Source organism: Thiomicrospira sp. WB1 (genome assembly GCF_001507535.1).
In the GTDB taxonomy this organism is placed as follows: Bacteria; Pseudomonadota; Gammaproteobacteria; order Thiomicrospirales; family Thiomicrospiraceae; genus Hydrogenovibrio.
Map to the genome: position 1 here is coordinate 326,557 of NZ_LQBN01000003.1, position 25,162 is coordinate 351,718.

General features: G+C 53.2%; 21 protein-coding genes. 12 read left to right on the forward strand and 9 right to left on the reverse strand.

Going from position 1 to position 25,162, the window contains the following annotated elements:
- The first annotated feature begins 50 nt into the window (after positions 1 to 50).
- On the forward strand, positions 51 to 1,400 hold the full coding sequence (locus AVO41_RS08660; protein WP_068585672.1) for a Y-family DNA polymerase: 1,350 nt from the start codon (positions 51 to 53) through the stop codon (positions 1,398 to 1,400).
- Between the two features lie 22 nt (positions 1,401 to 1,422).
- Here AVO41_RS08660 and AVO41_RS10630 read toward each other — a convergent pair whose 3' ends face one another.
- From AVO41_RS10630 to AVO41_RS08685, 5 genes are all read right to left on the reverse strand, one after another.
- A complete protein-coding gene (locus AVO41_RS10630) occupies positions 1,423 to 1,881 on the reverse strand; it encodes a GNAT family N-acetyltransferase (RefSeq protein WP_082676679.1) in 459 nt (152 codons plus the stop codon).
- Positions 1,871 to 2,164 (reverse strand): EscU/YscU/HrcU family type III secretion system export apparatus switch protein, encoded by a 294-nt coding sequence (locus tag AVO41_RS08670; RefSeq protein ID WP_068585678.1) that lies wholly within the window; start codon positions 2,162 to 2,164, stop codon positions 1,871 to 1,873. Before AVO41_RS08670 ends, AVO41_RS10630 begins: the two co-directional genes overlap by 11 nt.
- 42 nt (positions 2,165 to 2,206) lie before the next feature.
- A complete protein-coding gene (locus tag AVO41_RS08675) occupies positions 2,207 to 2,488 on the reverse strand; it encodes an STAS domain-containing protein (protein ID WP_068585680.1) in 282 nt (93 codons plus the stop codon).
- 27 nt (positions 2,489 to 2,515) lie between these two features.
- Positions 2,516 to 2,875 (reverse strand): response regulator, encoded by a 360-nt coding sequence (locus AVO41_RS08680; RefSeq protein WP_068585683.1) that lies wholly within the window; start codon positions 2,873 to 2,875, stop codon positions 2,516 to 2,518.
- A gap of 311 nt (positions 2,876 to 3,186) precedes the next feature.
- Positions 3,187 to 4,230, reverse strand: a complete 1,044-nt coding sequence (locus tag AVO41_RS08685) for a flagellar hook-length control protein FliK (RefSeq protein ID WP_068585686.1) — start codon at positions 4,228 to 4,230, stop codon at positions 3,187 to 3,189.
- A 128-nt stretch (positions 4,231 to 4,358) separates the two neighbouring features.
- Here AVO41_RS08685 and AVO41_RS08690 point away from each other — a divergent pair, with 128 nt between their 5' ends.
- The 3 genes from AVO41_RS08690 (at position 4,359) to AVO41_RS08700 (ending at position 7,722) form a co-directional block, all read left to right on the forward strand.
- A complete protein-coding gene (locus AVO41_RS08690) occupies positions 4,359 to 5,186 on the forward strand; it encodes a protein-glutamate O-methyltransferase CheR (protein WP_068585689.1) in 828 nt (275 codons plus the stop codon).
- A gap of 53 nt (positions 5,187 to 5,239) precedes the next feature.
- The gene (locus AVO41_RS08695) at positions 5,240 to 6,364 is read left to right on the forward strand and encodes a chemotaxis response regulator protein-glutamate methylesterase (RefSeq protein ID WP_068585692.1); all 1,125 of its coding nucleotides are present in this window, start codon (positions 5,240 to 5,242) and stop codon (positions 6,362 to 6,364) included.
- A 92-nt stretch (positions 6,365 to 6,456) separates the two neighbouring features.
- Entirely contained in the window at positions 6,457 to 7,722 is a 1,266-nt protein-coding gene (locus tag AVO41_RS08700) for a methyl-accepting chemotaxis protein (protein ID WP_068585695.1), read from the forward strand.
- Positions 7,723 to 7,849: 127 nt separating this feature from the next.
- Here the strand turns inward: AVO41_RS08700 and ppa are convergent, their stop codons facing one another.
- Positions 7,850 to 8,380, reverse strand: a complete 531-nt coding sequence (gene ppa, locus AVO41_RS08705) for an inorganic diphosphatase (protein WP_068585699.1) — start codon at positions 8,378 to 8,380, stop codon at positions 7,850 to 7,852.
- 99 nt (positions 8,381 to 8,479) lie between these two features.
- Complete coding sequence (locus AVO41_RS08710) at positions 8,480 to 9,454, reverse strand: class 1 fructose-bisphosphatase (protein WP_068585703.1); 975 nt, start codon at positions 9,452 to 9,454, stop codon at positions 8,480 to 8,482.
- 174 nt (positions 9,455 to 9,628) lie between these two features.
- On the opposite strand from AVO41_RS08710, the gene thiI reads away from it, so the two are divergent.
- Positions 9,629 to 11,083, forward strand: coding sequence for a tRNA uracil 4-sulfurtransferase ThiI (gene thiI / locus AVO41_RS08715; RefSeq protein ID WP_255357710.1), 1,455 nt, complete (start codon positions 9,629 to 9,631; stop codon positions 11,081 to 11,083).
- 6 nt (positions 11,084 to 11,089) lie between these two features.
- Here thiI and AVO41_RS08720 read toward each other — a convergent pair whose 3' ends face one another.
- Positions 11,090 to 12,625, reverse strand: a complete 1,536-nt coding sequence (locus AVO41_RS08720) for a transporter substrate-binding domain-containing protein (protein ID WP_235584715.1) — start codon at positions 12,623 to 12,625, stop codon at positions 11,090 to 11,092.
- A gap of 233 nt (positions 12,626 to 12,858) precedes the next feature.
- On the opposite strand from AVO41_RS08720, the gene AVO41_RS08725 reads away from it, so the two are divergent.
- The 3 genes from AVO41_RS08725 (at position 12,859) to rlmB (ending at position 17,734) form a co-directional block, all read left to right on the forward strand.
- On the forward strand, positions 12,859 to 14,259 hold the full coding sequence (locus tag AVO41_RS08725; RefSeq protein WP_068585705.1) for a dihydrolipoyl dehydrogenase: 1,401 nt from the start codon (positions 12,859 to 12,861) through the stop codon (positions 14,257 to 14,259).
- A gap of 218 nt (positions 14,260 to 14,477) precedes the next feature.
- Complete coding sequence (gene rnr / locus AVO41_RS08730; protein ID WP_068585707.1) at positions 14,478 to 16,865, forward strand: ribonuclease R; 2,388 nt, start codon at positions 14,478 to 14,480, stop codon at positions 16,863 to 16,865.
- Between the two features lie 101 nt (positions 16,866 to 16,966).
- Entirely contained in the window at positions 16,967 to 17,734 is a 768-nt protein-coding gene (gene rlmB / locus AVO41_RS08735) for a 23S rRNA (guanosine(2251)-2'-O)-methyltransferase RlmB (RefSeq protein ID WP_068585710.1), read from the forward strand.
- Positions 17,735 to 17,772: 38 nt separating this feature from the next.
- Here the strand turns inward: rlmB and AVO41_RS08740 are convergent, their stop codons facing one another.
- Positions 17,773 to 18,981: a PfkB family carbohydrate kinase gene (locus AVO41_RS08740; RefSeq protein ID WP_068585713.1), complete on the reverse strand. Its 1,209-nt coding sequence runs from the start codon at positions 18,979 to 18,981 to the stop codon at positions 17,773 to 17,775.
- A 543-nt stretch (positions 18,982 to 19,524) separates the two neighbouring features.
- On the opposite strand from AVO41_RS08740, the gene AVO41_RS08745 reads away from it, so the two are divergent.
- The 4 genes from AVO41_RS08745 (at position 19,525) to AVO41_RS08760 (ending at position 25,127) form a co-directional block, all read left to right on the forward strand.
- Entirely contained in the window at positions 19,525 to 20,247 is a 723-nt protein-coding gene (locus AVO41_RS08745) for a helix-turn-helix domain-containing protein (RefSeq protein WP_068585718.1), read from the forward strand.
- A 190-nt stretch (positions 20,248 to 20,437) separates the two neighbouring features.
- Positions 20,438 to 20,962 (forward strand): peptidoglycan-associated lipoprotein Pal, encoded by a 525-nt coding sequence (pal, locus tag AVO41_RS08750; protein WP_068585721.1) that lies wholly within the window; start codon positions 20,438 to 20,440, stop codon positions 20,960 to 20,962.
- 153 nt (positions 20,963 to 21,115) lie between these two features.
- Positions 21,116 to 23,734: an aminopeptidase N gene (pepN, locus tag AVO41_RS08755; protein ID WP_068585725.1), complete on the forward strand. Its 2,619-nt coding sequence runs from the start codon at positions 21,116 to 21,118 to the stop codon at positions 23,732 to 23,734.
- The gene (locus AVO41_RS08760; protein ID WP_160326791.1) at positions 23,697 to 25,127 is read left to right on the forward strand and encodes a penicillin-binding protein activator; all 1,431 of its coding nucleotides are present in this window, start codon (positions 23,697 to 23,699) and stop codon (positions 25,125 to 25,127) included. The genes pepN and AVO41_RS08760 overlap by 38 nt, the downstream gene beginning before the upstream one ends.
- Positions 25,128 to 25,162: the final 35 nt, after the last annotated feature.

Below are 25,162 nucleotides of genomic sequence, written 5' to 3' on the forward strand. Positions count from 1 at the left end.
TCTGGTAGAATTTATTAACGATTGTAACAGAATTCAAATAAAGAGGCGTCATGGCCAGAATTGCGTTGGTGGATGGCAATAGTTTTTACGCTTCCTGCGAAGAGGCGTTTCAGCCCTGGTTGAAAAAACGGCCGGTGGTGGTGCTCTCGAACAACGATGGCTGCATTGTGGCAGCCAATGCGCGGGCCAAACAGCTGGATGCCTGGTTGGCACAGCAAAGCATCCAGTTGGGCCAGGGTGGTTTTAAAGCGGCGAGACCGACCAGCTTGATGTATCAGCCGTATTTCAAGGTGGCGCCCTACCTGAAAGAAATGGGCGCGGCCGTGTTCAGTTCCAACTACGAATTGTATGCTGATATGAGCGCGCGCATGCACAGTCTGCTCGGCCAGTGCGCTCCGAGACAGGAAATTTATTCCATTGATGAGTGTTTTTTGGATTTGGCAGGGCTTGAAGTGGCGGACTGGACCGAGTATGGCCGGGGCATCCAATCCAGAATTGCTCAGGGCTTGGGGTTGCCGGTGGCGGTGGGCATTGCCGCGACCCATACACTGGCGAAGCTGGCCAATCATCTGGCCAAGCGTACCCCTGCCTATGCTGGGGTATTGGATCTGGCTGCGCTGAGTGAGTCAGCCAAAGCGGCGATTTTTGCCACGGTGCCGGTGTCAAGTGTCTGGGGGATCGGGCAGCGGTTGACGCGGCGGCTGCATGCGATGGGGGTGGAGACGGTGCGTGACTTTATTCGTTGTGACCCGCGCCAGATTCGTCGTCGTTTTTCGGTGCGGGAAGAAAAAATTTTGCGGGAGTTGCGAGGGGAGTCCTGCTTGAGTGCGCTGGACCCGGACGGGCCCAACCAGCAGATACGGGTATCACGTTCGTTTGGGCAGCCGGTGACGCAGTGGGCGGCGTTGGCCGAGGCGATGAGCGCGTTTGCGCAACGGGCGGGCGAAAAACTGCGTCGCCAGAATGCGACCTGTCAGGCGGTTAATGTGATGTTGCGGACCAATCCGCATGCGCCGGATTTTTATCAGGCACAGGCTACGCAACCGCTGGTGCAGCCGACGCAGGACACCCGTTGGCTGATCAAACAGGGCAAAGCACTTCTAGCGGGCTTGTGGCAGCCGGAACGGGCTTATCGCAAGGTACAGGTCACCTTGTCTCACATTCAGCAAGTCGGGCCGTGTCAGGTTGACTGTTGGGCATCCGACGTGGGCCCGGTCGCATCGGAAAATGCCTCGGTATTGATGGCGACCATGGATGAGTTGAATAAAAAAATGGGGCGCGGTGCGGTGCAGTTTGCCGCCGCAGGCATGCGGGAGTCACCACGTTCGTGGCAGATGCGTCGCTCACACTGCTCGCCCCGTTATACCACGCGTTGGGACGAACTCATGAAAGTGCACTGACGTCGCATGATTTGTCGGGCGACTAGGGGGTGGGCAGGTTGTACACATACAGATGCCAGGGTTTGGCATGATCAACCGCCTGTTGCCAGCGTTTCTGCAACGGTGCCGGCAGCTTACTTTCATCGGCAGGGTGAAACCCGACGCTCTGATAGAGGCCTTGGTAGGGTGTGGGCACAAATGCCACCAGCTGGGTCAAAGAGGATTCAAAGCGTGATGTCTCTTGCATCACTTGGCACAGCAAGGCCTGTCCCAGCCCCTGGCGACGATGAGGGGGTGAGACGAACAGGCTGCGAAGCCAGAGAGAGTGTTCCATCCATTGTCCCCAAATGGCACCGGTATAGCCCGCGCTAGAGTGGTGAGTGCACCATAATGGCGCCTGACGCGGGGCGGTGGTTTGTCGATGGTGCTTGAGGAAATGATTGACTGCGCGGAAACGGGGACTGGCAGGGTCAATGCGATGAACCTGACGATCAGTTATCATCGTTTCGGTCGGGTCTGGGCATGGGTTTGCCGGAAATCTGATAGGCAAAAATCAGAACCTGTACCACCGCCTCGTAAAGCACTTCCGGGATTTCATCGTCCAGTTCGACCTGGGCCAGCAGCTCCACCAGGTAGGGGTCTTCTTGAATGGGAACATTGTGTTCCCGAGCCACAGCCAGGATCTGCTCGGCCAGATGGCCGCGGCCTTTTGCGGTGACTCTGGGGGCGCCTTCACCCTCATAATGCAGGGAGACGGCAAGCGGTTGTTGGGCGTCAGAAGGCATAAAATCACCAGGCCTGGTGAAAAAGTAGGATGGGAAGTCGGGTTAGGCTGTTAGCTTCAGCTTCTCAGTCAGTCCCACCCGATCGGCAGCCTGAGTGATGGCATCGCCAGCATTGATCCATTCAATTTGTTTGCCGGCTGCCTGTAGCTGCTTGACCAGAACCAGTAACGACTGGAGGCCTGCCGTGTCAACCGACTCCACTTCCCCCGCGTCCAGCTTGAAAAGATCAGCGTCTGAATCGAGGGCCAGCTTAAGGCCACCAAAATGGGCTTCAATCTGGTGAATGGTCAGGCTCTCTGGCAGCGTCAGTGTGGTATCGGACATGGCAGTCTCCTAGGCAGAAACGCGTTTTTACAGAACGCGATTAATCACGGACAGCAGTTTTTCCGGGCTGAAAGGTTTGACAATCCAGCCAGTGGCACCGGCTTCTTTGCCTTTGGTTTTCATGTCACCGGATGATTCGGTGGTCAGACACAGAATGGGCGTGAATTTGTAATTGGGCAAGCCTCTGAGGGCCTGGATCAACTCGATGCCGTTCATATTCGGCATGTTAATGTCTGTCACCACCAGGTCAAAGCCTTCTTTTTGAGCAATGTCGAGGGCGACTTTACCATCCTCGGCTTCGGTCACATCGTGTCCGGCAGATTTCAGGGACATGCTAACCATCTGTCGCATGGACTTGGAATCATCAACGGCAAGAATTTTTGACATGATTTCTCTCTCAGTTTGAAACGTTTAACGCCATTATACATGAGGCCACCCGGAAAACACGACCCCTTTTTAGGGTTATTGGGATGACATTTTTGTCTCAGCCGGAACAGACGTTCCGCATTGGTTTAGGTAAAATGCGAATGCCTGTCGCACCCAAGCCTCGGAATGTTCCATTCCAGGCAGAACCTGCATGCAAAACCTGTGCCGAATCGACTTTTGGTGCCTTGCCAATCCATTTTCATCATTCAATTCTGCCAAGCCAGCGCAGGAACGGCGTAAGTCGAAGTGCAAATGAGCGTTACCACAAAGAATCAGATGTGAATGTCGATCAGAGCGACTTTCTTGGCAGTTTGGTCTGGAGAAGGTTCCTGGTGAGCGATAAACAGGTGGTTGAGTGGCAGACCCGCCTGTTGGAATTGGTTTCTGAGTTCAGGGAGCTGGGTCTCCAAGCTCTGCTTAAGAGCCGACGTGTCTGACCAGAGTCCGGCATTCAGTTGTTCGCGCTGATAAACGACTTTGGCTTTTAGACGTCCATTGGGAAGGGTCAGGTCGACCATCACCTCCCAGGAAGGGCTTGCAGCGCTCCCCTGACGCCGGATGTCGATTTCAATGGGATTGAGTCGTGATTCCGGGTGGAGGGGCAGCTCGATGTTGATGGTGTGTGGGTTCTGTGCGGCCTGGAGTTGTTGCAGGGTCAAGCGGTTCAGGGTTTGGTTGAGCGTCTTGCTGAGTTTTTCGGTTTCAGCGTTTTCATCCTTGAATCCCAGCAGCAATTGACTCAGCTGTAGAAGCTTGGCTTTGAAATCCGTGGCGACGGGAGGGCGGCCCTGTGCCAGCCGGTTTTCCAGAAAAAGGCCAGTGCCCTGAAGTTGCTGTTTGAGTTGTTGTGAGGTCAGCTGTGTGGAAGGGCGGAACAGTTGTTCAAACAGCTGTGTCAGCCCGGTCTGCACTACACTGGGTAAGGCGGGCGATTGCGCCAGTTGTACCAGTTGCTGCAAGCCTTGGTTCACCGGCATTTGATTCGGCAAAAGTTGCCGGTAAGCGGTCTGAGCCGCCATCTGTTGCGGCGGCTCTTTGGTGACCTGTGCCTGCAGCACCACAGTGGGGTGCGTCTGGGTGACCTTGACCTGAAGGGCGGTGCCGGCCTGAAGGGGCAGGTTGGTCTGGGCCACCATGGACTTGCCTGCCAGCGAGAAATGCACTTTCTGGCCTTCTACCCGGTCGATCTGAGCGGTGTAAAGTTTTCCGACAAGCAACTTGGTATTGGCCAGCTCCTGCAGGGCCTTACTGGCCTGCACCGTCAGTTGTGCGGAACCGGCGGATGCATTGGGCAGTGAGCTGGGTAATTGGGCCATGGAACCTCACTGTTTAAGCGAAAATCTTATAGGGTTGAGATCATATTAAACTGCAAGTTCAAGGGAGAGCAACTATAATTGAAGGCATGATTCGAGGGCAGGTCCTCCACAGGCAGACGAGGTAATCAGTGAGCCAGAGAGAATTTGAGTTTACCGATAAAGATTTTCAGCGAGTGAAACAGCTGGTCTATGACTTTGCTGGCATTGATTTGAATGAATCCAAACGCAACCTGGTCTACAACCGTTTGGCCAAACGTATCCGTTTTCTCGAACAGCAGTCGTTCAAGCAGTATTTGGATTTTGTCGAAGCGCAGGGTGAGGTGGAATTTGTTCAGCTGATCAATGCGATTACGACTAATTTGACGTTTTTCTTTCGCGAGAATCATCACTTTGAATACCTGGCGCAGGAAGTCATCCCTCAGTTGTTGCAAACCAATCAGGCGTCCAAAAAAATCCGAATCTGGTCGGCGGGCTGTTCCACTGGAGAGGAACCCTATTCCCTTGCGATTACGCTCAAGGAGGCGGTGCCCGCCGGCTGGGACGCACGCGTGCTGGCGACCGATCTGGATACCAGTGTGGTCGAAACCGCTGAGCGAGGTGTCTACAAGATGGATCGGTTGAAAGGCGTCTCTCAGGAGCGTATCAAACGCTGGTTTCTCAAAGGGAGCGGTCGCCACGAGGGGATGGTCAAGGTTAAGCCGGAATTGCAGAAAATCATTGATTTCGGGCAGATCAACCTGATGAACGAGTGGCCCATTCGTGATCAGATTGACGTTATCTTCTGTCGCAATGTGGTGATTTATTTTGATAAGCCCACACAAAGTCGCCTGTTTGAGCGCTATGCGGATCTGTTGCCATCGCATGGTCATCTGTTCGTTGGGCACTCCGAATCCTTATACAAAGTCTCCGACCGCTTCAAATTGTTGGGGCAGACCATTTATCAGAAAATTCGTTAAAAAAGTTCAGAGTCCTATACGGGCGAACGCACACGCTTGAGGAGTCGTCGTTTATGTCAAAAATTAAAGTGCTGGTGGTGGATGATTCCGCATTGGTGCGCCAGATGCTTCAGGAAATGCTCAATGCCGACCCAGGGATTGAGGTCGTGGGGACGGCGTCCGATCCCTATGATGCGCGAGACAAGGTCAAACAGTTGCACCCGGATGTGCTGACACTGGATGTGGAAATGCCGCGCATGGACGGCGTCACGTTTTTGAAGAATCTGATGCGTCTGCACCCCATGCCGGTGGTGATGGTGTCGACCCTGACGGAAAAAGGCGCCGACATCACGTTTGAAGCGCTGGAGCTTGGCGCCGTTGACTTTGTGAGCAAGCCCAAAATTGACCTGGCGCATACCTTCGAGGATTACGCCGAGGAAATTCGCCGCAAGGTTAAGACGGCGTCACGTGTCAGCAAATATCAGCTTGAACGCCACTATGCGCGCTATGCCGCCAATAAAACCGAAAAGCCCAAAGTGCTGCCGCAACCGCGTTTGCAGGCGCCACAGAAATACGACACCGACGCCATCGTTAAGCGTACCCACAGTCGGCATTTTTCCACCACTGAAAAAATCATTGCGCTGGGCGCCTCCACAGGAGGCACCGAGGCAATCAAGGAATTGCTGATGCGCCTGCCGGCCAATACTCCGGCGATTGTGATCACCCAGCACATTCCAGCGGCGTTCAGTCAACCGTTTGCCGATCGCATGGACACGATTTCTGAAATGCGGGTGATGCAGGCCACAGACGGGCAGGCGATCCTGCCTGGGCACGTCTATATTGCGCCGGGCGGCCAGCACTTATTAGTCGAGCGCAGTGGGGCGCGCTATTTGTGTCGTCTGAACGATGGGCCGCCGGTCAATCGCCACAAACCATCGGTGGATGTGATGTTTCGAACCGTTGTGCAGAATGTGGGAAAAAATGCGGTAGGTGTGCTCTTGACGGGGATGGGGGCTGATGGCGCGCAAGGCCTGAAAGAATTGCAGGAAATCGGTGTGGCCACCATCGCTCAGGACGAAAAGACCTCCGTGGTTTGGGGGATGCCAGGCGAAGCGGTTCATTTGGGCGCGGCAGACCATGTCTTGCCTTTGGAGAAAATCCCGGAAAAGATTCTGGAACTGGTTAAAAAAGCCGGATAACGCCGATACATAAGACAAAACTCAGTCAGGTGGCACGGAGCGTGCTTCTTGACGGGTAAGTCGAACGCTTCTGAATTAAGGACGGTTTTTCCATGTTCAAAATCCTAAAACAATACTGGCTTCCATGGCTGCTGACGTTTGCGGCGGTGGTTCTGAATCTTGTGCATATTCCCTATATCGGCCTGATTTCGGTGTTGGCGGTATCGTTTGTGTGGACGCTGACCATCGCTCATGAAGCCCGTGTGGCGGCCACCATTTCGCGTGGAAAATCGCTCAAAGATGCGGCGCAGACCAAGCCAGTTCCGGCGCGGGAAGTGGCGGCACAAGCCAAGCAATCTTCGAATTTTGACGCTGGGGTGATTGATGATTCGCTGCAGGTCATCATGAACGACATCGATTCTGTGGTCGATGAAGAAGTGGAGGTGGTTCGAGGCGAACTTTTGCAGGTGAAGGACCTGGTAGCCGAAGCGATTGACACCTTGAACAACAGCTTTTCCGGTTTGCATGAACAAACCACCAAAGAATACAAGATGGTGGTCGGGATTTTGGACAATCTGGGTGGTACCGGTGAGGGCATGAGCATCCAGAAATTCTCGGAAGAAATCAAAGATGTTTTGACGTATCTGATCGGTTTGCTCAAAAAATCCAGTCAGCGAAGCAGCGATACCGTGGAAAAAATCGATGACATGGTGGATCAGATCGAATCGATCTTTATTCTGCTTGAGGACGTCAAAGGCATTGCCGACCAAACCAACCTTTTGGCGTTGAATGCTGCGATTGAAGCGGCTCGGGCTGGTGAAGCCGGACGCGGATTTGCGGTGGTGGCCGATGAAGTGCGCAAACTGTCGCTTAATTCCAACCAGCTCAATGCTCAAATCCGTGACAAGGCTGAGAAAGCGAAGCAAACGGTCGATCATGTGCGTCGTCTGGTAAGCGACACCGCAGAAAAGGATATGGAAGAGGCGCATACGTCACAGGACAAGGTCACCGACCTGACTCAGGATCTCGAGTCCATGAATGAAGGCATCTCTGGCAAGCTGGGGGATGTGTCGGGGGTCATCTCCGAGATCGAGGTCAGTGTGTCCAACGCCATGCGCTCGCTTCAGTTTGAAGACATTGTGCGTCAGCTGGTGGAGCAGATTCTAAACCACCTGGAAAACTTGAGTGGCTTTTCACACCAGATTAATCAGTTTATCGAAGAGAACAAAAACAACCCGGTTCAATCGGTGGAAGAGCACAAAGCACGCCTGGAAGAATTTCGCCAGACCATTCATCAGGAGCGTGAAGAGATCGAATCCAAACGCATGCGTCGCGTGTCGTCGCAATCGATGGATGAAGGCGAAATTGATTTGTTTTAAATCGATGTTGACCAGGCCTGGTCAAAAACAGGTCCGGTTCACATGAGCAAGATATAAAAAAAAGCGCCGTCAGGCGCTTTTTTGTTTTGGGCGTCTGTCACGCCCATTGGTAGAGATGTGGAATCCGTTATTTCTGATTCTGATACTGCTTCACCCCATTTTCAATTTCCTGGCGTGCAGCATCCACGTCACCCCAGCCTTCGACCTTGACCCATTTGCCTGGCTCAATGTCTTTGTAATGGCTGAAGAACAGTTCCACCTGTTCTTTCAAAAGCGGAATGTCCTCAACCTTTTGAACGTCCTGGTAGATGGGCGTCAGTTTGTCGATGGGTACTGCGATCACTTTGGCGTCTTCGCCACCGTCGTCGGTCATGTGAAAAATGCCAATGGGGCGACAGCGAATCACCGATCCGATCATCAATGGGTGGGGCGTGACCACCAGTACATCGACCGGATCACCGTCGTCGGACAGGGAGTCGTTGATGTAGCCGTAGTTGGCGGGGTATTGCATGGTTGCGCCTTGAAGACGATCCACCCAAACCAGGTCGGTGTCCTTATCGACTTCGTATTTGATCGGTGGGGCAAAGGCAGGGATTTCAATGATAACGTTGACGTCATTTGGAACGTCTTTGCCTGCAGGGACTGCGGAATAACCCATGGTTTGTTTCCTTGTTTTGTTTGTGTAATCGGCAATAAAAAACCCGCGCGGTCAGCGCACTGAGCCGGGCGGGCGAGAAACGTACGAAAAACCGTGCGTTTAGGATTTGTGGTAGGCGACCACTTTGGCAACTTCGTTTTTCGAGCCCAGCACAACCGGCACGCGGTCGTGAATGTCTTTGGGTTCGACATCCATAATGTCCTGGCGACCGGTTGACGAGGCACCACCCGCCTGTTCAACGATCATGGACATGGGGTTGCCTTCGTACATCAGACGCAGTTTACCGGCCTTGGACGGATCACGGTTGTCGTAGGGATACATGAAAATACCGCCACGAACCAGGATACGATGCACTTCGGCCACCATGGAGGCAACCCAACGCATGTTGTAGCGTTTGCCCAGAGGCCCTTCTTCGCCTTTGAGGCAGTCGTCAATGTACTGCTTCATTTCCGCTTCCCAGAAACGCTGGTTGGACATGTTGATGGCAAACTCGGCGGTGTCTTCGGGAATCTGGATGTTGGATTTGGTCAGAACAAATTCACCCACATTGGTGTCAAGGGTAAAGAAGTTGACGCCATTGCCGGTGGTCATGACCAGCAGGGTGGATGGGCCGTACAGAACGTAACCGGCGGCTACCTGGTGGCGGCCATTTTGCATGAACGTTGACTGGTCATCGCCTTTACGGCCGTCGGCAGGCGCTTCCAGAATGGAGAAGATGGTGCCCACAGACAGGTTGACGTCGATGTTGGACGAGCCGTCCAGCGGATCGAACGTGACCAGGTATTTGCCGTCGTCGGCCCCGGCGATGGTGTAGTCTTCTTCTTCGGAACCGACACCGCGCACGTAAGGGTTGTTGATCAGAATGTCCTTGAGCATGTCATTGGAGATGACGTCCAGTTTCTTTTGGGTTTCCCCTTGAACGTTCTGGTCTTCGGTGGCACCCAAAATCCCGGCAATTTCACCCTGTTTCAGCTGATAAGAAATGTCCTTACAGGCACGGATGACGTGGTCAATCACCAGTTCCAATTCGGCGGGCACTTTATCGCGCGCTAATACCTGATCCAATCGGTTCATAAGATTTTCTCTCTCTGGTTAAGTACGAAAAAATTGCGCTAAGGATACCAGTCGCCCTGTAAAAATTCAATTTTTGTTGGTCGGTTCGCAGTGGTTGTTGTCGCCGATTTATGCGTCTCCGGATCGATTGTGCGACAATACTGGGTTTTTGAGTGTGGCTGACAGGAGACGCGTGTGAAATACATTGTTCGGTTTTTTCCAGAGATTATGGTGAAGGGGCCCAGCGTGAAAAAACGCATGGTCAATCAGCTTTATCAGAATCTGCTGGCGTTGTTTGATCGTCATGGCCTGGCGGTGACGATCCGGCGTTTTCCGGACAAATTCGAGGTATTTTGCGACGAGGTGACTCAGTCCGGCGTGGAGCAGGTGCTGGCGGCCACACCCGGTGTGGATCAGTTCCTGCGAGTGGTGCAGTACACTCTGACGACCGATGAGCCGGAAGCTCTGATGCAGCAGGTTGCCGACAAGCTTGCCCCGCATGTTCTGGATCGGATTGAGGGCAAAACGTTTGCGGTGCGGGTCAAACGAACCGGGCATCATCGCTTCACCTCTTTCGAGCTGGAGCGTTTTCTGGGCGCGTTTCTGATTCGCGAAGGCGCACCTGCAGGCGTGCAGCTCAAGCAGCCGCAGGAAACCGTTGCCATGGAAATTCATGACCAATGTTTGAATGTGATTACCCGGCGCATCCCGGGCCTGGGTGGTTTTCCCATTGGCACACAGGGCGAGGTGCTCAGTTTGATGTCCGGCGGGTTTGATTCCACGGTGGCCAGTTTTCTGAGTATGAAACGGGGATTAAAAACCCATTTTGTCTTTTTTAATCTGGGCGGCCCTGCCCATGAAATCGGTGTCAAGCAGGTTGCGCTTTATCTGTGGGAGACCTTTGGCGCCTCCCATCGGGTTGAGTTTGTATCCGTACCGTTTGAGGGCGTGGTTGAGGGACTGTTTCAGTCGGTGCATCCAAGTTATCTGGGCATGATGCTCAAACGGTTGATGCTTCAGGCGGCGGAGCGTATTGCCGATGAGCTGGGCGTGGAGGTATTGCTCAGTGGCGAGGCCATCGGTCAGGTTTCCAGTCAGACGCTCAAGAATCTGAACGTACTGGATCAGTCGGTCGAGGGGTTGATATTGCGCCCGTTGGCCACCATGGATAAGGCAGAGATCATTCAATGGGCGGATCGAATCGGCACGCGCCGTTTCGCCGAATCCATTCCCGAATATTGTGGCGTGATCTCGCAAAACCCAGTGATCAATGCTTCCCGCAAGCGCATTGAAAAGGAAGCGGCGGCGTTTGATGGTGCACTGTTGGAATCGGCGGTGAGGCGTCGTCGTCGGATTCACATTGACCAGGTGGTGGATGACGTCAATGCACAGACCCCGGTTGAGGTGGTGCACACCATACCGGAAAAGGCGCTGGTGATCGACATTCGCGCGCCTCAGAAAGTGGCGCAGGCGCCTCTGGCCGAGGCGGATGTTGCGTTGCCTTTTTATGAGTTACAACACCGGTTTGATGACTTGCCCGAAGCAGAGACCTATTTGTTGTATTGTGATAAAGGGGTCATGAGTCAACTGCATGCCCAGTTGCTGAAGGACGCCGGCCATTCAGCGGTCAAGGTCTATCGGCCAGTCTGACTCTCCTTAGTCTAGCGGTTTTTCGGATGCTTCCGTTGACGCCTGCTGTTTTTTGAGCGCTCGTTTTTCTGCTTCCAGGTTTTCTGAGTGAGTGAGAAATAATCGCATTTTCAGAATCTGGGTGACGTAGTTGACGGTTTCATGGCCGATCAGGTTTCTGGCCACGGTTTCGACGTGGTAAAACCAGCGATGCGGGGACAATCCCATCGCTTTGGCTCGACGTTGCAACTCCAGCACGCGCCTGGGCCCGGCGTTGTAGGCAGCAAGGGTAAAGTGCATCCGGTCTTTGTCGCTGTATTGACGGCTGGAAAAATAGCGATCCCGCAAAAAGGCCAGATAACGCACGCCGGCATGAACGTTGGTTTCCAGGTCATACACGTCGGGCAGCCGCACGTTGCGATCACGGGCGGTGCTGGGTTTGATCTGCATGATGCCCACGGCGCCGGCATGGCTGCGTTTGCTCTGGTCAAAACGCGACTCCTGATACGCCAGTGCCGCCAGCAAGCGCCAGTCAAAGCCATAAAACTCACCGTAATATTGAAAATAACTTTTCAGGCAGTTCACTTTTTTGAGCAGATCATGGGTCAGCGGCTGGCGCAGCCAGTAGGCATTTTCAAAGTATTTTCGGTAAACGCTGTTGCGCAGAAAGCGTCCGGGTTTGGCATGGCGCTGCACAAATCGATTGAGCGATGCTTTGAGCTTGGGTTTGTTTTTTTGGATGGCCCAGGCAATGTCGGCATTGTGATACAGGATCATGTCACGGTCTACCCGAATGTCGGGCAGGACCTGCTGCCAGATGTTGGCGATGTGGCTGTCGGTGACCGTGTAATCGTATAAGCCTTCATTGACCATTTCCAGCAGATCTTCCGCTTCGAGCAATGGGTGAGCCCGTTTGATTTCCATCGGTGTCAGCCCCATGCTGCCCAGGGTCTGATTGAACTGCTCCAGGTGAATAATGTAACTGCTGTTGCTGACCACGATCACTTGCTTGCCAGAGAAGTCTTGGAGGGTTTCGATGGGCGGGGCGTCTTTGTGGGTCACCAGAATTTCCTGGATGTCGGTGATGTAGGGGGCGGCAAAGTCGACCAGATGGCGCCGCTCCGGGGTGATGGTCAGGCCGGAGGCGGCGATGTCGCCCAGCCCTTTTTGCAAACTGGGCAGGATTTCGCCAAAGGGAAGTGGGATAAAGCTCAAATGGGTCTGATAGCGCTGACGGCGTGGGCCCCGGTTTAAAAACGCTTCATACGCCTTGAGCAGGTCGTATTCCAGTCCGCGAAAGCCGCGTTCGGTCAAAAAGAAATTGGTTCGGGTGTGACTGACCAGCACCCGGATGATGCGTCGCTCTCGCAAAGCGGGCAGGTCCCCGCTGAAGGGCGTGAGGATCCGATTGGAGACAGACAGATCCGTCGCCTGCCCCGTCTTGCCGGGCCAGGCCGTCGTTGACATCCCCCAAAGGGCAAACATTACCAGGCCTGGTAATAAACAGCATGTAAACAGGGTGCGCTGCCACGGCAGGCGCCCCTGATGATGAAATGGCTGCATTCAGGTCTCATCAAGTATAAGGAAACTCTCATTCTAAGGGGATCGCTCTGTGATTCAAGTCGGATGATGAGCTAAGAGGCGCTGACTGTCATCTGTCTGTCATGCAAACCCGGCACAATCGTCGCATTGCTTGAAATCAGCTTGATGCGGTTGGGTGAAATCATGATAATGAAATCATTCAATTGAACGCGAGCGCTCCGCTGCGTGTGCGTCGCGATAAAGGATGAAATCAAATGAGAAAAGTGAAATACATTATTTTGGGGGCCGGTTCGTCCGGCTTGACGGCGATGGGCCAGATTCGGCGTGAGACAGAAAATTTTGTCATGATCAACGGCGGTTACTTCGGTACCACTTGCGCGCGGGTCGGATGCATGCCTTCCAAAGCGCTGATTCATTGTGCCGAGCATTATCATTCGCGCAAGCACTTTTATGAGTTCGGGATTCAGGGCGCCGACCAGCTTAGCCTGGATGATGAGGCGGTCATGCGCCGGGTGCGTGCGTTTCGTGACCGTTTCACCAAAGGGGTTCAGTCCGGCTCAACCGACACGCTTAAGCCGGATCAGTTGATCAAGGGGTATGCGCGTTTTGTGGCCCCGGATACGGTCGAGGTCGATGGGGAACGGATTCAGGGTGAACGCATTATTATTGCCACCGGTTCCCGCCCTGTGGTGCCTGAACCCTGGAAAGCCCTGGGTGATAAATTGCTGACCAGTGATGAAATTTTTGAACTGGACCGCTTGCCCAAGCGTGTGGCCGTCATCGGGCTGGGAATCATCGGCTTGGAACTGGGGCAGGCCCTGTCAAGGCTTGGCGTGGATGTGTATGGGTTTGAGATGACCAACACCATGGCGGGCCTGTCATCGCCGTCCGCGTCAAAGGAACTGGTGAAAAATATTTCCAAGGAATTCCCTGTGTACCTGGGCGAACCGGCCGAGCTCGAAAGCACTGATAAAGGCGTCAAGGTCACGGTGTCGTCCGGTTCGTTTGAGGTGGACGCGGTTCTGGCTTCTCTGGGGCGCCGCCCGAATATCGACCAGATCGGCATCGAAAACCTGGGCGTTGAACTGGATAACCAGGGATTGCCGCCATTTGATTTACAGACCATGCAGGTGGCGGACTTGCCGGTGTTCATCGCCGGTGATGTCAATGCGTATCGCCCGATCCTGCATGAAGCCGGGCATGAGGGTAAGATTGCGGTGACCAATGCCCGTCATTACCCGCAGGTCGAGGCTTATAAACGTTTGACCCCGCTTGGCATTGCGTTTACCGACCCTCAGGTCGGCTTCTTTGGCCAATCCTACAGTGAGCTCGACCTGGACCAGACTGAGGTGGTGGACTTTTATCTGGAGCGTAATAATGGTCGTGCCATCGTGATGGGCGAAGACAAGGGCGTGATTTCTCTGTATGCCGACAAGCAGAGCAAACGTCTGATTGGCGGTGAGCTGGTGATGCCGCACGCCGAGCACTTCACGCATCTTTTGACCTGGGCGGTCGAGCAGCAAATGGATGTGTTGAGCCTGGTCAAAATGCCTTATTATCACCCGGTGTTGGAAGAGGCGATTGAATCCGCACTAAATGAGTTGGCGAAAGTCCTTTATTCGCCCGAAGAGGTGGCGGCACTACCGTCCGCTTAAAAAAGGTCAACCAGGCATGCGAAGCGGTTCGCTAGGAGCTCGCTGGCAGGGGCTTGGTTGGACAATTTTGACACCCTTGTCGACTTACTGTATTGTATTCCCACTTAATTTAGGTCTGGATTGCATGAAACAGCGCATGCTGCCCATCGGCTCAGACCTTTCCTGTCAAGAACATCAATTTTGATTTCCCAATTTTCAACCAAGAGCGTTTATTTCGAGTGACTGAAGCGACGACACACCAGCAAGACGATTCCAAAGCCAAACCGCAAGACCCGAATCTGGCGCAGGAAGCGCAAAAATACGACAATCCGATTCCCAGTCGTGATTACATTATCGAGCGATTGGAAGCGGTTAAGAAACCATTGCGCTTAAAACAAATTGCCGCTGAAATTGAGATTGACGAGGCGGATGAAGAACGAATGGAAGCGTTGTCGCGCCGACTCAAAGCAATGGTTCGCGACGGTCAGCTGTTGCGCAATCGACGGGGCGCCTTTGGTCTGCTTGAAAAAATGGATTTGGTGAAGGGGCGCGTCATTGGCCATCCAAATGGTTTTGGTTTCGTACACCCGGAAGACGGTGGTTCGGACCTGTTTTTGGGTGAGCGTGAAATGCACAAGGTGTTTCATGGCGATTCTGTGATTGCTTCCGTGGTCGGAACCGATCGCAAAGGGCGCCGTGAAGGCATGGTGGTGGAAGTCATTGAGCACACCAACCAAACCCTTTTGGGACGACTGCATTTTGAAGAGTCGCTTGCCTGGGTGCAGCCCAACAATAACAAAATTGCTCAGGATGTCTTTGTGCCCAATGACGGTCTGATGGATGCCAAAGAAGGCCAGATCGTTAAAGTGGAGCTGATTCATCAGCCCACCAAACGTGCCAGTGCGATTGGCAAAATTGTGGAAGTGGTCGGTGATTATATGGCGCCGGGGATGGAAATTGACGCAGCGATTCATGCGCATAACATTCCTGATCAATTTCCGCAGGCGGTGCTGGATCAGTTGGCTGAGATTCCCGATGAGGTGCAGTCAACCGACTTTGAAGGGCGTAAGGATTTGCGCAACCTGCCGCTGGTCACCATCGATGGCGCCGATTCGCGCGACCTGGATGACGCCGTGTTCGCCAAGCGTCGCAAAAACGGCTGGCGATTGGTGGTGGCGATTGCAGACGTGTCACACTACGTCAAGCCGGGCACGCCTTTGGATCAGGAAGCTTATGAGCGCGGCAACTCGGTCTATTTTCCGCAGAAAGTGGTGCCGATGCTGCCAGAAAAACTGTCCAATGGTTTGTGTTCACTGAACCCGGCGGTGGATCGCTTGTGCATGGTGTGCGATATGGCGATTTCCGAGGAAGGCAAACTGGAGCGTACCCAGTTTTATGATGCGGTCATGAACTCCAAGGCGCGCCTGACGTATGACGATGTGCATCAGATCATCACGGATCCCAAGGCTGAGGCTCGTGAGACCTTTGCTGGCGTGATCCCGCAGGTGGAAGACCTGCATACCCTGTTTGGCCTCATGCGCGAGGCGCGTGAGGCCCGTGGGGCGCTGGATTTCGATACCACCGAAACCAAAATGGTGTTTGATGATCAGCGTAAAATCAAAGAGATTGTCCCGGTGCAGCGCACCGATGCACACAAGCTGATTGAAGAATGCATGCTGATGGCGAATGTGGCGACGGCACGTTACCTTAAATGGCATAAAATGCCGATTCTATTCCGCGTGCATGAGCCGCCTTCGGAAGAACGCCTGGATAACCTTCGTACCTTCCTGGCTGACTTTGGCTTGACACTGGAAGGTGGGGACGACCCCACGGCGGAAGACTATGCCAAAGTGGCCGAAGCCGTTGAAGGGAAACCGCATGAACATCTGGTGAACACCGTGATGCTGCGCAGTATGAATCAGGCCGTTTACCAACCGGATAACAAAGGCCATTTCGGACTGAACTATGAGCATTACGCGCATTTTACTTCACCGATTCGTCGTTATCCGGATCTGCTGATTCATCGCGCGATCCGCTTTGTTCAGACCAAACAGCCCGTGTCTGAATTTGACTATAATCATGATGACATGGTTCGCATGGGTGAGCAGTGCTCCATGACTGAACGCCGGGCGGATGACGCCACGCGTGAAGCAGAAACCTTCCTCAAGTGTGAGTTTTTGTCGCACCGACTGGGCGAAGAATACGAAGGCGTGGTGGCCTCAGCCACCAATTTCGGTTTGTTTGTCGAGTTGCTGCCGTTGTACGTGGAAGGATTGGTTCATATTACCGAGCTGGGTGAGGACTATTTCCATTATGATGCGTCGCGTCATTGTCTTAAGGGCGAGCGCACCGGCAAAGTTTACCGCATCGGTGACCGGGTCAAGGTGCAGGTTGCTCAGGTCAACCTGGACGATCGCAAAGTCGATTTACGCTTTTTGGCGTCTCTTGAAGATGCCTCCGAGGACGCCCGTGTGGTGTCGAAGTCAGAAGAAGAGGCCACAGAGTCAGACGCCGCTCAAACAGAGCAACAGGGTGACAAACCGGCCAAGCCACGCAAGCGACGGGGCGGTCGCGGTCGCCGCGGTGGACGAGGCGGGCGTAAAAAACGTCCTTCACCGAAATCTTGATTTAAGTTCTGGCCCGCTGCCGTTTTGACCAGGCCTGGTTAAAACGGACCCGCCCCGGGTCGTTCCTTTTTGCAAACATCAACAGATCTGGATGCCTGCCCATGAGTACGCAACTGCTCTATGGATTGCACGCGGTTGAAACACTGCTCAAGCAATCTCCCCAATCGATTATACGTTTGAGCGTCCAACCTCAACCGAATGCCCGTTTAAAAAAATTATCGGCGCAGGCGAACGCCCTGGGGGTGCGCTGTGAGGAGCATGGCTTTAAACAACAGGTGGCGCGCTTGCCCAAAGACGCGGTTCATCAGGGCGTTGTGGCCGAAGTGGTTGCGAAAACACCCCTCAGTCCCAAGCAGTGGTTGGCCCAGTTGGAGGGGTTGATCGAACAAGGAAAGGCGCCTTTGGTTGTGTTTCTGGATGAAGTTCAGGATCCGCATAATCTGGGAGCGATTCTGCGTACGGCCGATGCGTGCGGCGTGATGTCGGTTGTGATTCCCAAGCACCAGTCCGTCGGCCTGAATGCCACTGTGCGAAAGGTGGCAAGCGGTGCGGCTGAGAGCGTGGATTTGGTGGTGGTGCCGAATTTGGCCCGCGCCATCGGTGACGCGCAAAAGCGGGGTCTTTGGGTCACCGGTCTGGCCGGAGAAACCTCACAGACCCTTTATGATCAGAGCCTGACCGGGCCGACGGGGCTGGTGATGGGCGCCGAGGGCAAAGGGTTGCGCAAAGGGGTGCGTGAGCAGTGTGATTTTCTCGCGGCCATTCCCATGGCGGGTGTGGTGGACAGTTTGAATGTGTCCGTCGCCACAGGCGTGGCACTGTACGAGGCCATTCGACAGCGCTGTATGAGTTCTTCCAGCACAACCTGAGAGAGGCAGGGGGTGCCTTTGCTGTCTTTGTGCGACGCTCAGTCTGCTAAATAAATATCGCCATTGTCTTCGACACGAATCGCAACGGGTTGAAGAGCATCATTCAGGCAGGGGCCTTCGACACATTCCCCATTCTCGATCTTGAAAAAGGCATCGTGCACGGAGCATTTCATGGTTTTTTCAAACGGATTGACGTCCACCTTGTAGGCTTCGTTCAGCGGCACGTTCTGATGAGGGCAGTTGTTCTCATACGCTTTGACCTGACTGCCATCCGAAATCAGCAGCACAGAGTGCCCGAGCTTCGGGGCAGGCACAACCGTGACTTTTGCCTGGCTGATGCTGCGCTGGTTGGCCAGAGGTTTGGGTTTTTCAATCGGTGCCAGTAGATTATCCAGTCCTTGTTTCTGACACTTGTGGGAGGCCAGATCGCTTGCTGCTTTGACCGATTCTGCCAAAGCATGTCCCTGTAGTAACGCATCAATCAGTCCGGCGTTGAAGGTGTCGCCCGCGCCAAGTGTGTCGATCACCTGGTCAATTTCTTTGGCTGGCTGATGGTGAACCGTCTGTTGCCCGGCACTTTTAAACCAGGCACCTTTTGTGCCCCAGGTACAAATCAGATGTTGCGCGGTCAGCGAGGGGGCCAGTGCGCTCAGTAATGCCTCTCCGTCTTGGTAGCCTTTGGCGCGTGCATAGTGATGCGAGAAAATGATGACATTGGCCAGTTCAAACACCGTCTCAATGCCTTCGCGCGGCTTTTCCACTTCCAGAGAAATGGGCTGCTGGTCAAGGAAGGTGCGGGCGATATTCAGCATACCAGGCAAGTGAGACAGGTTGCGCCCTTCAAAATGCAACCAATCCCAGTTTTCGATTTCGATCTTGGCAAAAAAGTCAAAGCTCACTTCTGGCAAGTCGCGAAAATGGGTAATGGTGCGGCTGCCGGTTTCGCGGTTTCGAATGACGTAGGACGTCGGTGTTGCGCCCTGTAAAAACCGCTGGATGTGATCCGTGTTGATGCTTCGTGCTTCCAACCCCTGTTTGAGCTGTTTGGCTTCATGGTCTCCGCCGGTGGCAGTCACGAGCGTGGACGCATGCCCGAGTTGATTGAGCACATAAAGACTGTTTGCCACATTGCCGCCGACGGAAAACGTTCGCCCTTGGGCGCGCATTTCCTCGTCTTCACGGGGGTAGTGGTCTGTGTCCAGAATGGTGTCGAGTACACAGTTGCCAATGCCGAGAATGTTTGCCATGTCAATCAATCCTTTCTGAAAGTGCCCTTGGGTTTGATAAGCGTGCCAATCAAGGCAAAGTATTTTAGCACAGCCCTTGTTGTACCGGCTGGTCAGGGCGTAACCCCGCGGCGTGAATAAGTTAAAAAAATACTTGACAGGCAAAGATTGAAGATTAGATTTTTCTTCTCACTTGTTTTATTGGAGTATTAAGTAACATATTGAAAAATATATATTATTTCGTTTATTTTTCGTTTGAATGCCAGTGAGAGCGGTCAAATCAGTCATCCACAGAAGTTGTGGATAACTGTGTGAATGAACCGATTTTAAAGAGGCTAAATCCTTTAATATCGTTCGCCTTTAATAGATTGCCTAAATATTAATCACATCTTATTTTTGTTGGCAGAAAGTTGAGTCAAAACTCGGAGTTGCCGAAAAAAACGACCGAGATAGTTAAAAAAAATTTATTCAAGCATTAGTTTTTCATGGGCAAAGCGATGGCCGGGGAAGCAAGAGGGTCTTCGCTTTTTGGTATCATAAGAGAACTGTTTTTGGAGACGTTTTATGACTCGTCAGATGCCGAATCACTCTGCAAGCTGTGCTCATTGCGCCCTTCAAGGCGTTTGTTTTGCTTCCAGTCTTTATGAATCGGACTTAAGCCAGTTGGAACCTGTGGTGGCGCATCTGCCTTCTTTCATGAAAGGTGACACCGTCTTCACACAGGGTGAAAACTTTCACCATCTGTATGCGGTCAGGGCTGGCATGGTCAAAGTTTATGCTCGGAATGACCGTTGCCAGGAAGTGATCCAGGGATTTTATTTGCCGGGCGATATCATCGGTCTCGAGGCTGTTGCCGGTGGTGAACATGTCTTCAACGCGGTGGCACTGGATACAACCACCGTGTGTGCGTTGCCCTATGCACAACTCGATGATTTGCAAAAACGTGTGCCGGGTTTGATGAACCAGATGATCCGCCTGATGAGTCAGGAAATTCTTTCCGGGCGGGTGCATGCCGGCATGCTGACCCAGAAAACGGCCGAACAGCGTGTGGCGCAGTTTTTTTTGAGCATGTCCAGTAAGTACAAAGCTCGAGGGTATGAGCATTTGCAGTTCCGATTGAATATTCTGCATCGTGATTTGGCGAATTATCTGAATCTGACGCCTGAAACCGTGTCGCGCATTTTGGGTAAATTTCATCGCCAGGGATGGATGAGCTGGAAAAAACGAGAGGTCCACATCGCGGATATGAATCAGTTGTGTGCGTTTGTGGAAGCCCAAGCAGGATGAACCGGGCTCCGCTGACGAGGCCGTAAAAGCCCAAACTCACTGTCTTGACAATTGAAGAGACGAAAACTTTAATTCCCCGAATTTTTACTATAAAATTGTCGTATCCTTTATCAGAAGCGCCGTGCAGAGAGGTCCGGTTGCTGATGGTATGTAGATCCATCCTTTTATATAGAATAAGCGAGGACATGCAATGACAGTTTCGGCACTGAAAAAATTATTTATGGTTGCCTTTATGGGCGCTTTTTTAACCGCTTGTAGCAGCACCCCAAAAACCGACGAAGCCGGTGATGCGGGCGCGACACAGACCGGTCAGGCTACCTCTGAGTCGGTTGATTCGGAAACCGCTGCACAAGAAGCAAAAGCAGCTCAGGCGGAAGCAGAAGCGACGCTGGAAGGGTTGCGTGTTCATTTTGATTTCGACAAGTCTGAAATCAAAAACGAGTATTTTGGTGTGATCAAGCGTCAGGCTGATTATCTGGATGCTAACAAAGACGCCACGGTGACGGTTAAAGGCTATTGTGACGAGCGTGGTTCACGCGAGTACAACCTGGCGCTGGGTGAACGTCGTGCCAATGCGGTGAAGAATGCATTGATGGCCGAAGGTGTGAGTGCAACACGCATTAACATCATCAGCTATGGTGAAGAAAACCCAATTGATCCACGTTCGACCGAGGAAGCTTGGGCCAAAAACCGTCGTGCTGAATTTGCTTATTAAGCATTGACTCATTCTTGAGCGATCATCAAAGCCTTTTGCCTGGCGGGCAAAAGGCTTTTTTGTTTTCAGGTTGACCATGATCATCGTACGGTACCGGTTGAAGAGCTCTGAGGGGCTCTGTGCCGGGATAGAATTATTAGATTTGAGGATTGCATGACCCAGCCCACAGAACATTTCTTGACGGATTATCGCCCCCTTTCATTTTCAGTTTCGACGGTGGATTTAACGTTTGAGCTGGCCCCGAATGCCACACGCGTGACCAATGTCATGCGATTTGATGAAGTGACGCTGGGTGAACCCATCCGCCTGCATGGAAACGGGATCACGTTAAAAGCGTTGTCTGTGAATGGTTCCCCCGCCAATGATGTGTCCTATCATGAAGATGATGAGGGAATTCTGTTCACGCCAGAAAAGACAGCTTTTGAAATGACGGTGGTCACGGAAATTTCGCCTCAGACGAATACGGAACTGGAAGGGCTGTATCGCAGTGGCGGTAACTATTGCACGCAGTGTGAGGCCGAGGGGTTTCGCCGAATCACATTCTTTCCCGATCGCCCTGATCTGCTCACGGTTTATACCACGCGGATCATCGCGCCTAAATCAGACAACCGCTATTTGCTCGCAAATGGGAATCTGGTCGAACAAGGCGAACTGGAAGATGGGCAGCATTATGCGGTCTGGCATGACCCTTACCCCAAACCGAGTTACTTGTTCGCGTTGGTGGCCGGCAATCTTGAGCGGGTTCGCGACACCTTTATCACCCAAAGCGGGCGTACGATTACGCTGGACCTGTTTGTGGAGCCACAAAACCTGAACCAGTGCGATCATGCGATGCAATCTCTGAAAGAAGCCATGGCATGGGATGAACGTCGTTTTGGACTTGAGTATGATCTGGATACCTACATGATCGTGGCGGTCGATGACTTCAACATGGGGGCGATGGAGAACAAGGGGTTGAATGTCTTTAACTCTAAATTCGTTCTGGCGCGACCCGAAACCGCGACGGATACCGATTATGAAGGCATTGAATCGGTGATCGCGCATGAGTATTTCCACAACTGGACTGGCAACCGGGTGACTTGCCGGGACTGGTTTCAGCTGACCCTGAAAGAGGGCTTAACCGTTTTCAGAGACCAGCTTTTCACGGCGGACATGCTTTCGCCCGCGATCAAACGTATTGAGGATGTCAAGCGCTTGCGCAGTCACCAGTTTGTGGAAGATGCCGGGCCGATGGCACACCCGATCCAGCCGCAGTCTTACATTGAAATGAACAACTTCTATACGCTGACCGTGTATGAAAAGGGAGCCGAAGTGGTAAGGCTTTATCATACGCTGTTGGGTGAGGCCGGTTTTCAAAAAGGCATGCGCCTTTATTTTGAGCGATTTGACGGTCAGGCGGTCACTGTCGAGGATTTTCGTCAAGCCATGGCCGATGCCAATGGAATGGATTTGTCTGCCATGCACGAATGGTATGTGCAGCCAGGCACCCCGCGCGTTCAGATGAGCAGTCACTATGATCAAGCCTCGCAGCAGTTGCGTTTGAGTTGGACCCAGCGCAATGATAAAAGTGATTCAGAGCGTCCACTGCCGATCCCGGTTGGGTTAAAGCTCTGGTATGAGAACGGTGAACCGGCGCCAATGAAGCCGACCGGCGACGCCTTGCTGGAGACGGAAAAGGGTCCGGTGTTTCTTCTTAAAGACACGCAGCAGACGTTGACCTTTGAAGGACTGTCAGCTCGTCCGGTTGTCTCTGCTTTGCGGGACTTTTCCGCGCCGGTCATTCTGGAAACCGACCACTCCGATCAGGAACGCAGCCAGTTGGCCCGATTCGATGACGATGCCTTCGTGCGCTGGGAGTCGGTTCAGGCGCTGGCATTAAAAACAATTATCAAGGCGGTCAGGGCCGTTGAAGCCGGAGACTCGGTGTCCTTGGCCCCTGCCTTTGAACAAGCCATCTTGGATGTTCTGGATCAGGCTGATTTGGATCTGGGCCTGAAGGCGTTGGCGTTAACCCTGCCGGATCTGGATTATGTGTGCGAGCAGTTTGACCCCATTCCGGTTGATGCGGTCTGGCAAGCGTATCGAGGGGTGGAGTTGTGCCTGGCGCAAACGTTTGAAACCGCATGGCGAGAACTTTATGAACGTTTGCACGATCGCGGTCCTTATGCATACGACGCCCGTGCGCTTGCTCAGCGTAAGCTTAAACAAGTGTGTCTGCACTACCTGTCCTGCTTGCCGGAAGGGCCAAAATTGGCGAAACGATTATTTGAGCAATCCATTCACATGACCGATACGCTGGCTGCGTTGCAGGCTGTGAACCACGATTCGCTTAGAACAGAGCCGATGCAAGTGTTTTATCAACGTTGGCGCCATGAGCCATTGGTGCTGGACAAATGGTTTGCTTTGCAGGCAAAAAGCCGCCAGGGTGATGTGATTGAGCAGATACGTGCTCTGCTGGCTCATCCGGATTTCCATTACCAAACGCCCAATCGGGTTCGAAGTGTTCTGGGGGTTTTTGCCCGGCAGAATTTTTATGGGTTCCACCAGAAAGACGGACAGGGGTATCAGCTATTGGGGGAACAGATTCACAAACTGGACAGCATCAACCCTCAAGTTGCTGCACGTTTGTGCGCGCCTTTGACCCAGTGGCGTCGCCTTGATTCGCCTCGCCAAGGTTTGATGCGTGAGGTTCTGGAAGCGTTGCTTTCTGAGTCAACCCTGTCTGCGGATGTTTATGAAATCGTCTCCAAGTCGCTTAAGAACGAGCGCTAAGCGCACTGGAAAACGACTTCACTGGTGCCATGTCTCTGCCTTGGTCATGAGCCTGTGTCTGGGGGCCGCGTTTTTACCGGTGGGCGCCCAGTCGGTTGAATCTCAATCGCCTGCCAGCCTGCAAGAGCTGGACGCGGAAATTGCTCTGCTTAAAGCACAACTGGCTCTGGAAGAAAAGGATGTTGGACCGATGCGGGCCGCTCTGGATGCATTCAGACAGGTCGCTCGGAGCACTCAGTTGCCAGTAACATTGACCCAGCGCTATCGCCGTCTGCGCCAACAGTTTGAGCAATTAAGCCGTGACCCGTCTCAATCCGCTCGCGTGCCCTCAGCCTCTTTTGTATATGATCCGGCGCGAATGCTTCTGTTGTTGCCAGTGAGTGGTGAGCTGGGGCCAGCTGGGCAGGCGATTTATGACGGCATCCTTTCGGCGCGCTCCCGTTATGGCATAAATGGAACACTGGAACTGGTTGATACGGCTGTGTTCGAGCGACCGGAGCAATTGGCAGACTGGCTATCGCTTCGACAACCCACGCTGATCATCGGTCCGTTGCAGTCTTCGCTGGTGGCGCAGGCTCTGGATTGGAATCGTCAGGTGCCCATGCTGGCTTTGAATGAGCCGGAACCCGGCGCGCGCTCTGTGCCCGGCCACGTTCAGACATTAAGTTTGGGGTTAAACAAGCTTCAATCGCTCCGGTTTCTGACGCAGCATTTCGGGGTGAGTCAGCCTTTGATCTGGTGGCAGAACACCCCCGATAACCGCACGCTGAAAGACCAATTTGACCAGGCCTGGTTAAGTTGGCAGCAATCGCCAGCCCAGGACACTCACGCCATTCGTCTGCATCAGCAATGGTTCGAGCCCGGTCGCCGTCATCGTCTGGCCCAGGCGCTGAATGTCCGCCAATCGCAGGGAAGGGCAGGCTGGTTGTCTCGCACCCTTGAGCGTGAACTGTCTTTCGAACCCCGTGCGCGCCAGGACCTTGATACGCTGGTGACCGTTGGCGAGCTCTCACAGGCCATTCAGGTCTCCCCATTGCTGGCTTACTATGGCCGACCGGATGTGCAGCATTTTTGGCTGCCTGCGCCATTGCCGACTGTGTCAGAATTTCGACAAACCCTCCCCGACTGGCAGGCCACCTCGGCCATTCTGCCAGCATTTTTTGCACGTTCTGTGCGTTCAAACCGCCATGATGGGCTGTCTTCCGCGCAAGTTGGCACCTTTTATGCTTTGGGTGAAACCGTGATAACGGTTCTTGAAAAGGGCTTTGCGCAAAACCAGCTTCAGATTGAAACACCGCTGGGAACAGTGGAGCGAAACCAAAACGGTCAATTCGCATTTCAATCCAAGGCGTTTTGGTTGGACAAAGGCGTTTTTGACGCGTTTCGGCCCTAAATTTTTTAAGAACCGCCTGATTCAAAGATGAACCC

Coding starts and splice junctions, on each gene's coding strand:
- AVO41_RS08700 (WP_068585695.1), top strand. CDS start 6,457: ATGTTCAAAATCCTAAAACAATACTGGCTTCCATGGCTGCTGACGTTT.
- AVO41_RS08745 (WP_068585718.1), top strand. CDS start 19,525: ATGACTCGTCAGATGCCGAATCACTCTGCAAGCTGTGCTCATTGCGCC.
- AVO41_RS08680 (WP_068585683.1), bottom strand. CDS start 2,875: ATGTCAAAAATTCTTGCCGTTGATGATTCCAAGTCCATGCGACAGATG.
- AVO41_RS08740 (WP_068585713.1), bottom strand. CDS start 18,981: ATGGCAAACATTCTCGGCATTGGCAACTGTGTACTCGACACCATTCTG.
- pepN (WP_068585725.1), top strand. CDS start 21,116: ATGACCCAGCCCACAGAACATTTCTTGACGGATTATCGCCCCCTTTCA.
- AVO41_RS08710 (WP_068585703.1), bottom strand. CDS start 9,454: ATGAACCGATTGGATCAGGTATTAGCGCGCGATAAAGTGCCCGCCGAA.
- rlmB (WP_068585710.1), top strand. CDS start 16,967: ATGAGTACGCAACTGCTCTATGGATTGCACGCGGTTGAAACACTGCTC.
- AVO41_RS08760 (WP_160326791.1), top strand. CDS start 23,697: ATGAAATCGTCTCCAAGTCGCTTAAGAACGAGCGCTAAGCGCACTGGA.
- AVO41_RS08660 (WP_068585672.1), top strand. CDS start 51: ATGGCCAGAATTGCGTTGGTGGATGGCAATAGTTTTTACGCTTCCTGC.
- AVO41_RS08675 (WP_068585680.1), bottom strand. CDS start 2,488: ATGTCCGATACCACACTGACGCTGCCAGAGAGCCTGACCATTCACCAG.
- AVO41_RS08720 (WP_235584715.1), bottom strand. CDS start 12,625: ATGCAGCCATTTCATCATCAGGGGCGCCTGCCGTGGCAGCGCACCCTG.
- pal (WP_068585721.1), top strand. CDS start 20,438: ATGACAGTTTCGGCACTGAAAAAATTATTTATGGTTGCCTTTATGGGC.
- AVO41_RS10630 (WP_082676679.1), bottom strand. CDS start 1,881: ATGATAACTGATCGTCAGGTTCATCGCATTGACCCTGCCAGTCCCCGT.
- AVO41_RS08670 (WP_068585678.1), bottom strand. CDS start 2,164: ATGCCTTCTGACGCCCAACAACCGCTTGCCGTCTCCCTGCATTATGAG.
- AVO41_RS08685 (WP_068585686.1), bottom strand. CDS start 4,230: ATGGCCCAATTACCCAGCTCACTGCCCAATGCATCCGCCGGTTCCGCA.
- AVO41_RS08695 (WP_068585692.1), top strand. CDS start 5,240: ATGTCAAAAATTAAAGTGCTGGTGGTGGATGATTCCGCATTGGTGCGC.
- ppa (WP_068585699.1), bottom strand. CDS start 8,380: ATGGGTTATTCCGCAGTCCCTGCAGGCAAAGACGTTCCAAATGACGTC.
- AVO41_RS08725 (WP_068585705.1), top strand. CDS start 12,859: ATGAGAAAAGTGAAATACATTATTTTGGGGGCCGGTTCGTCCGGCTTG.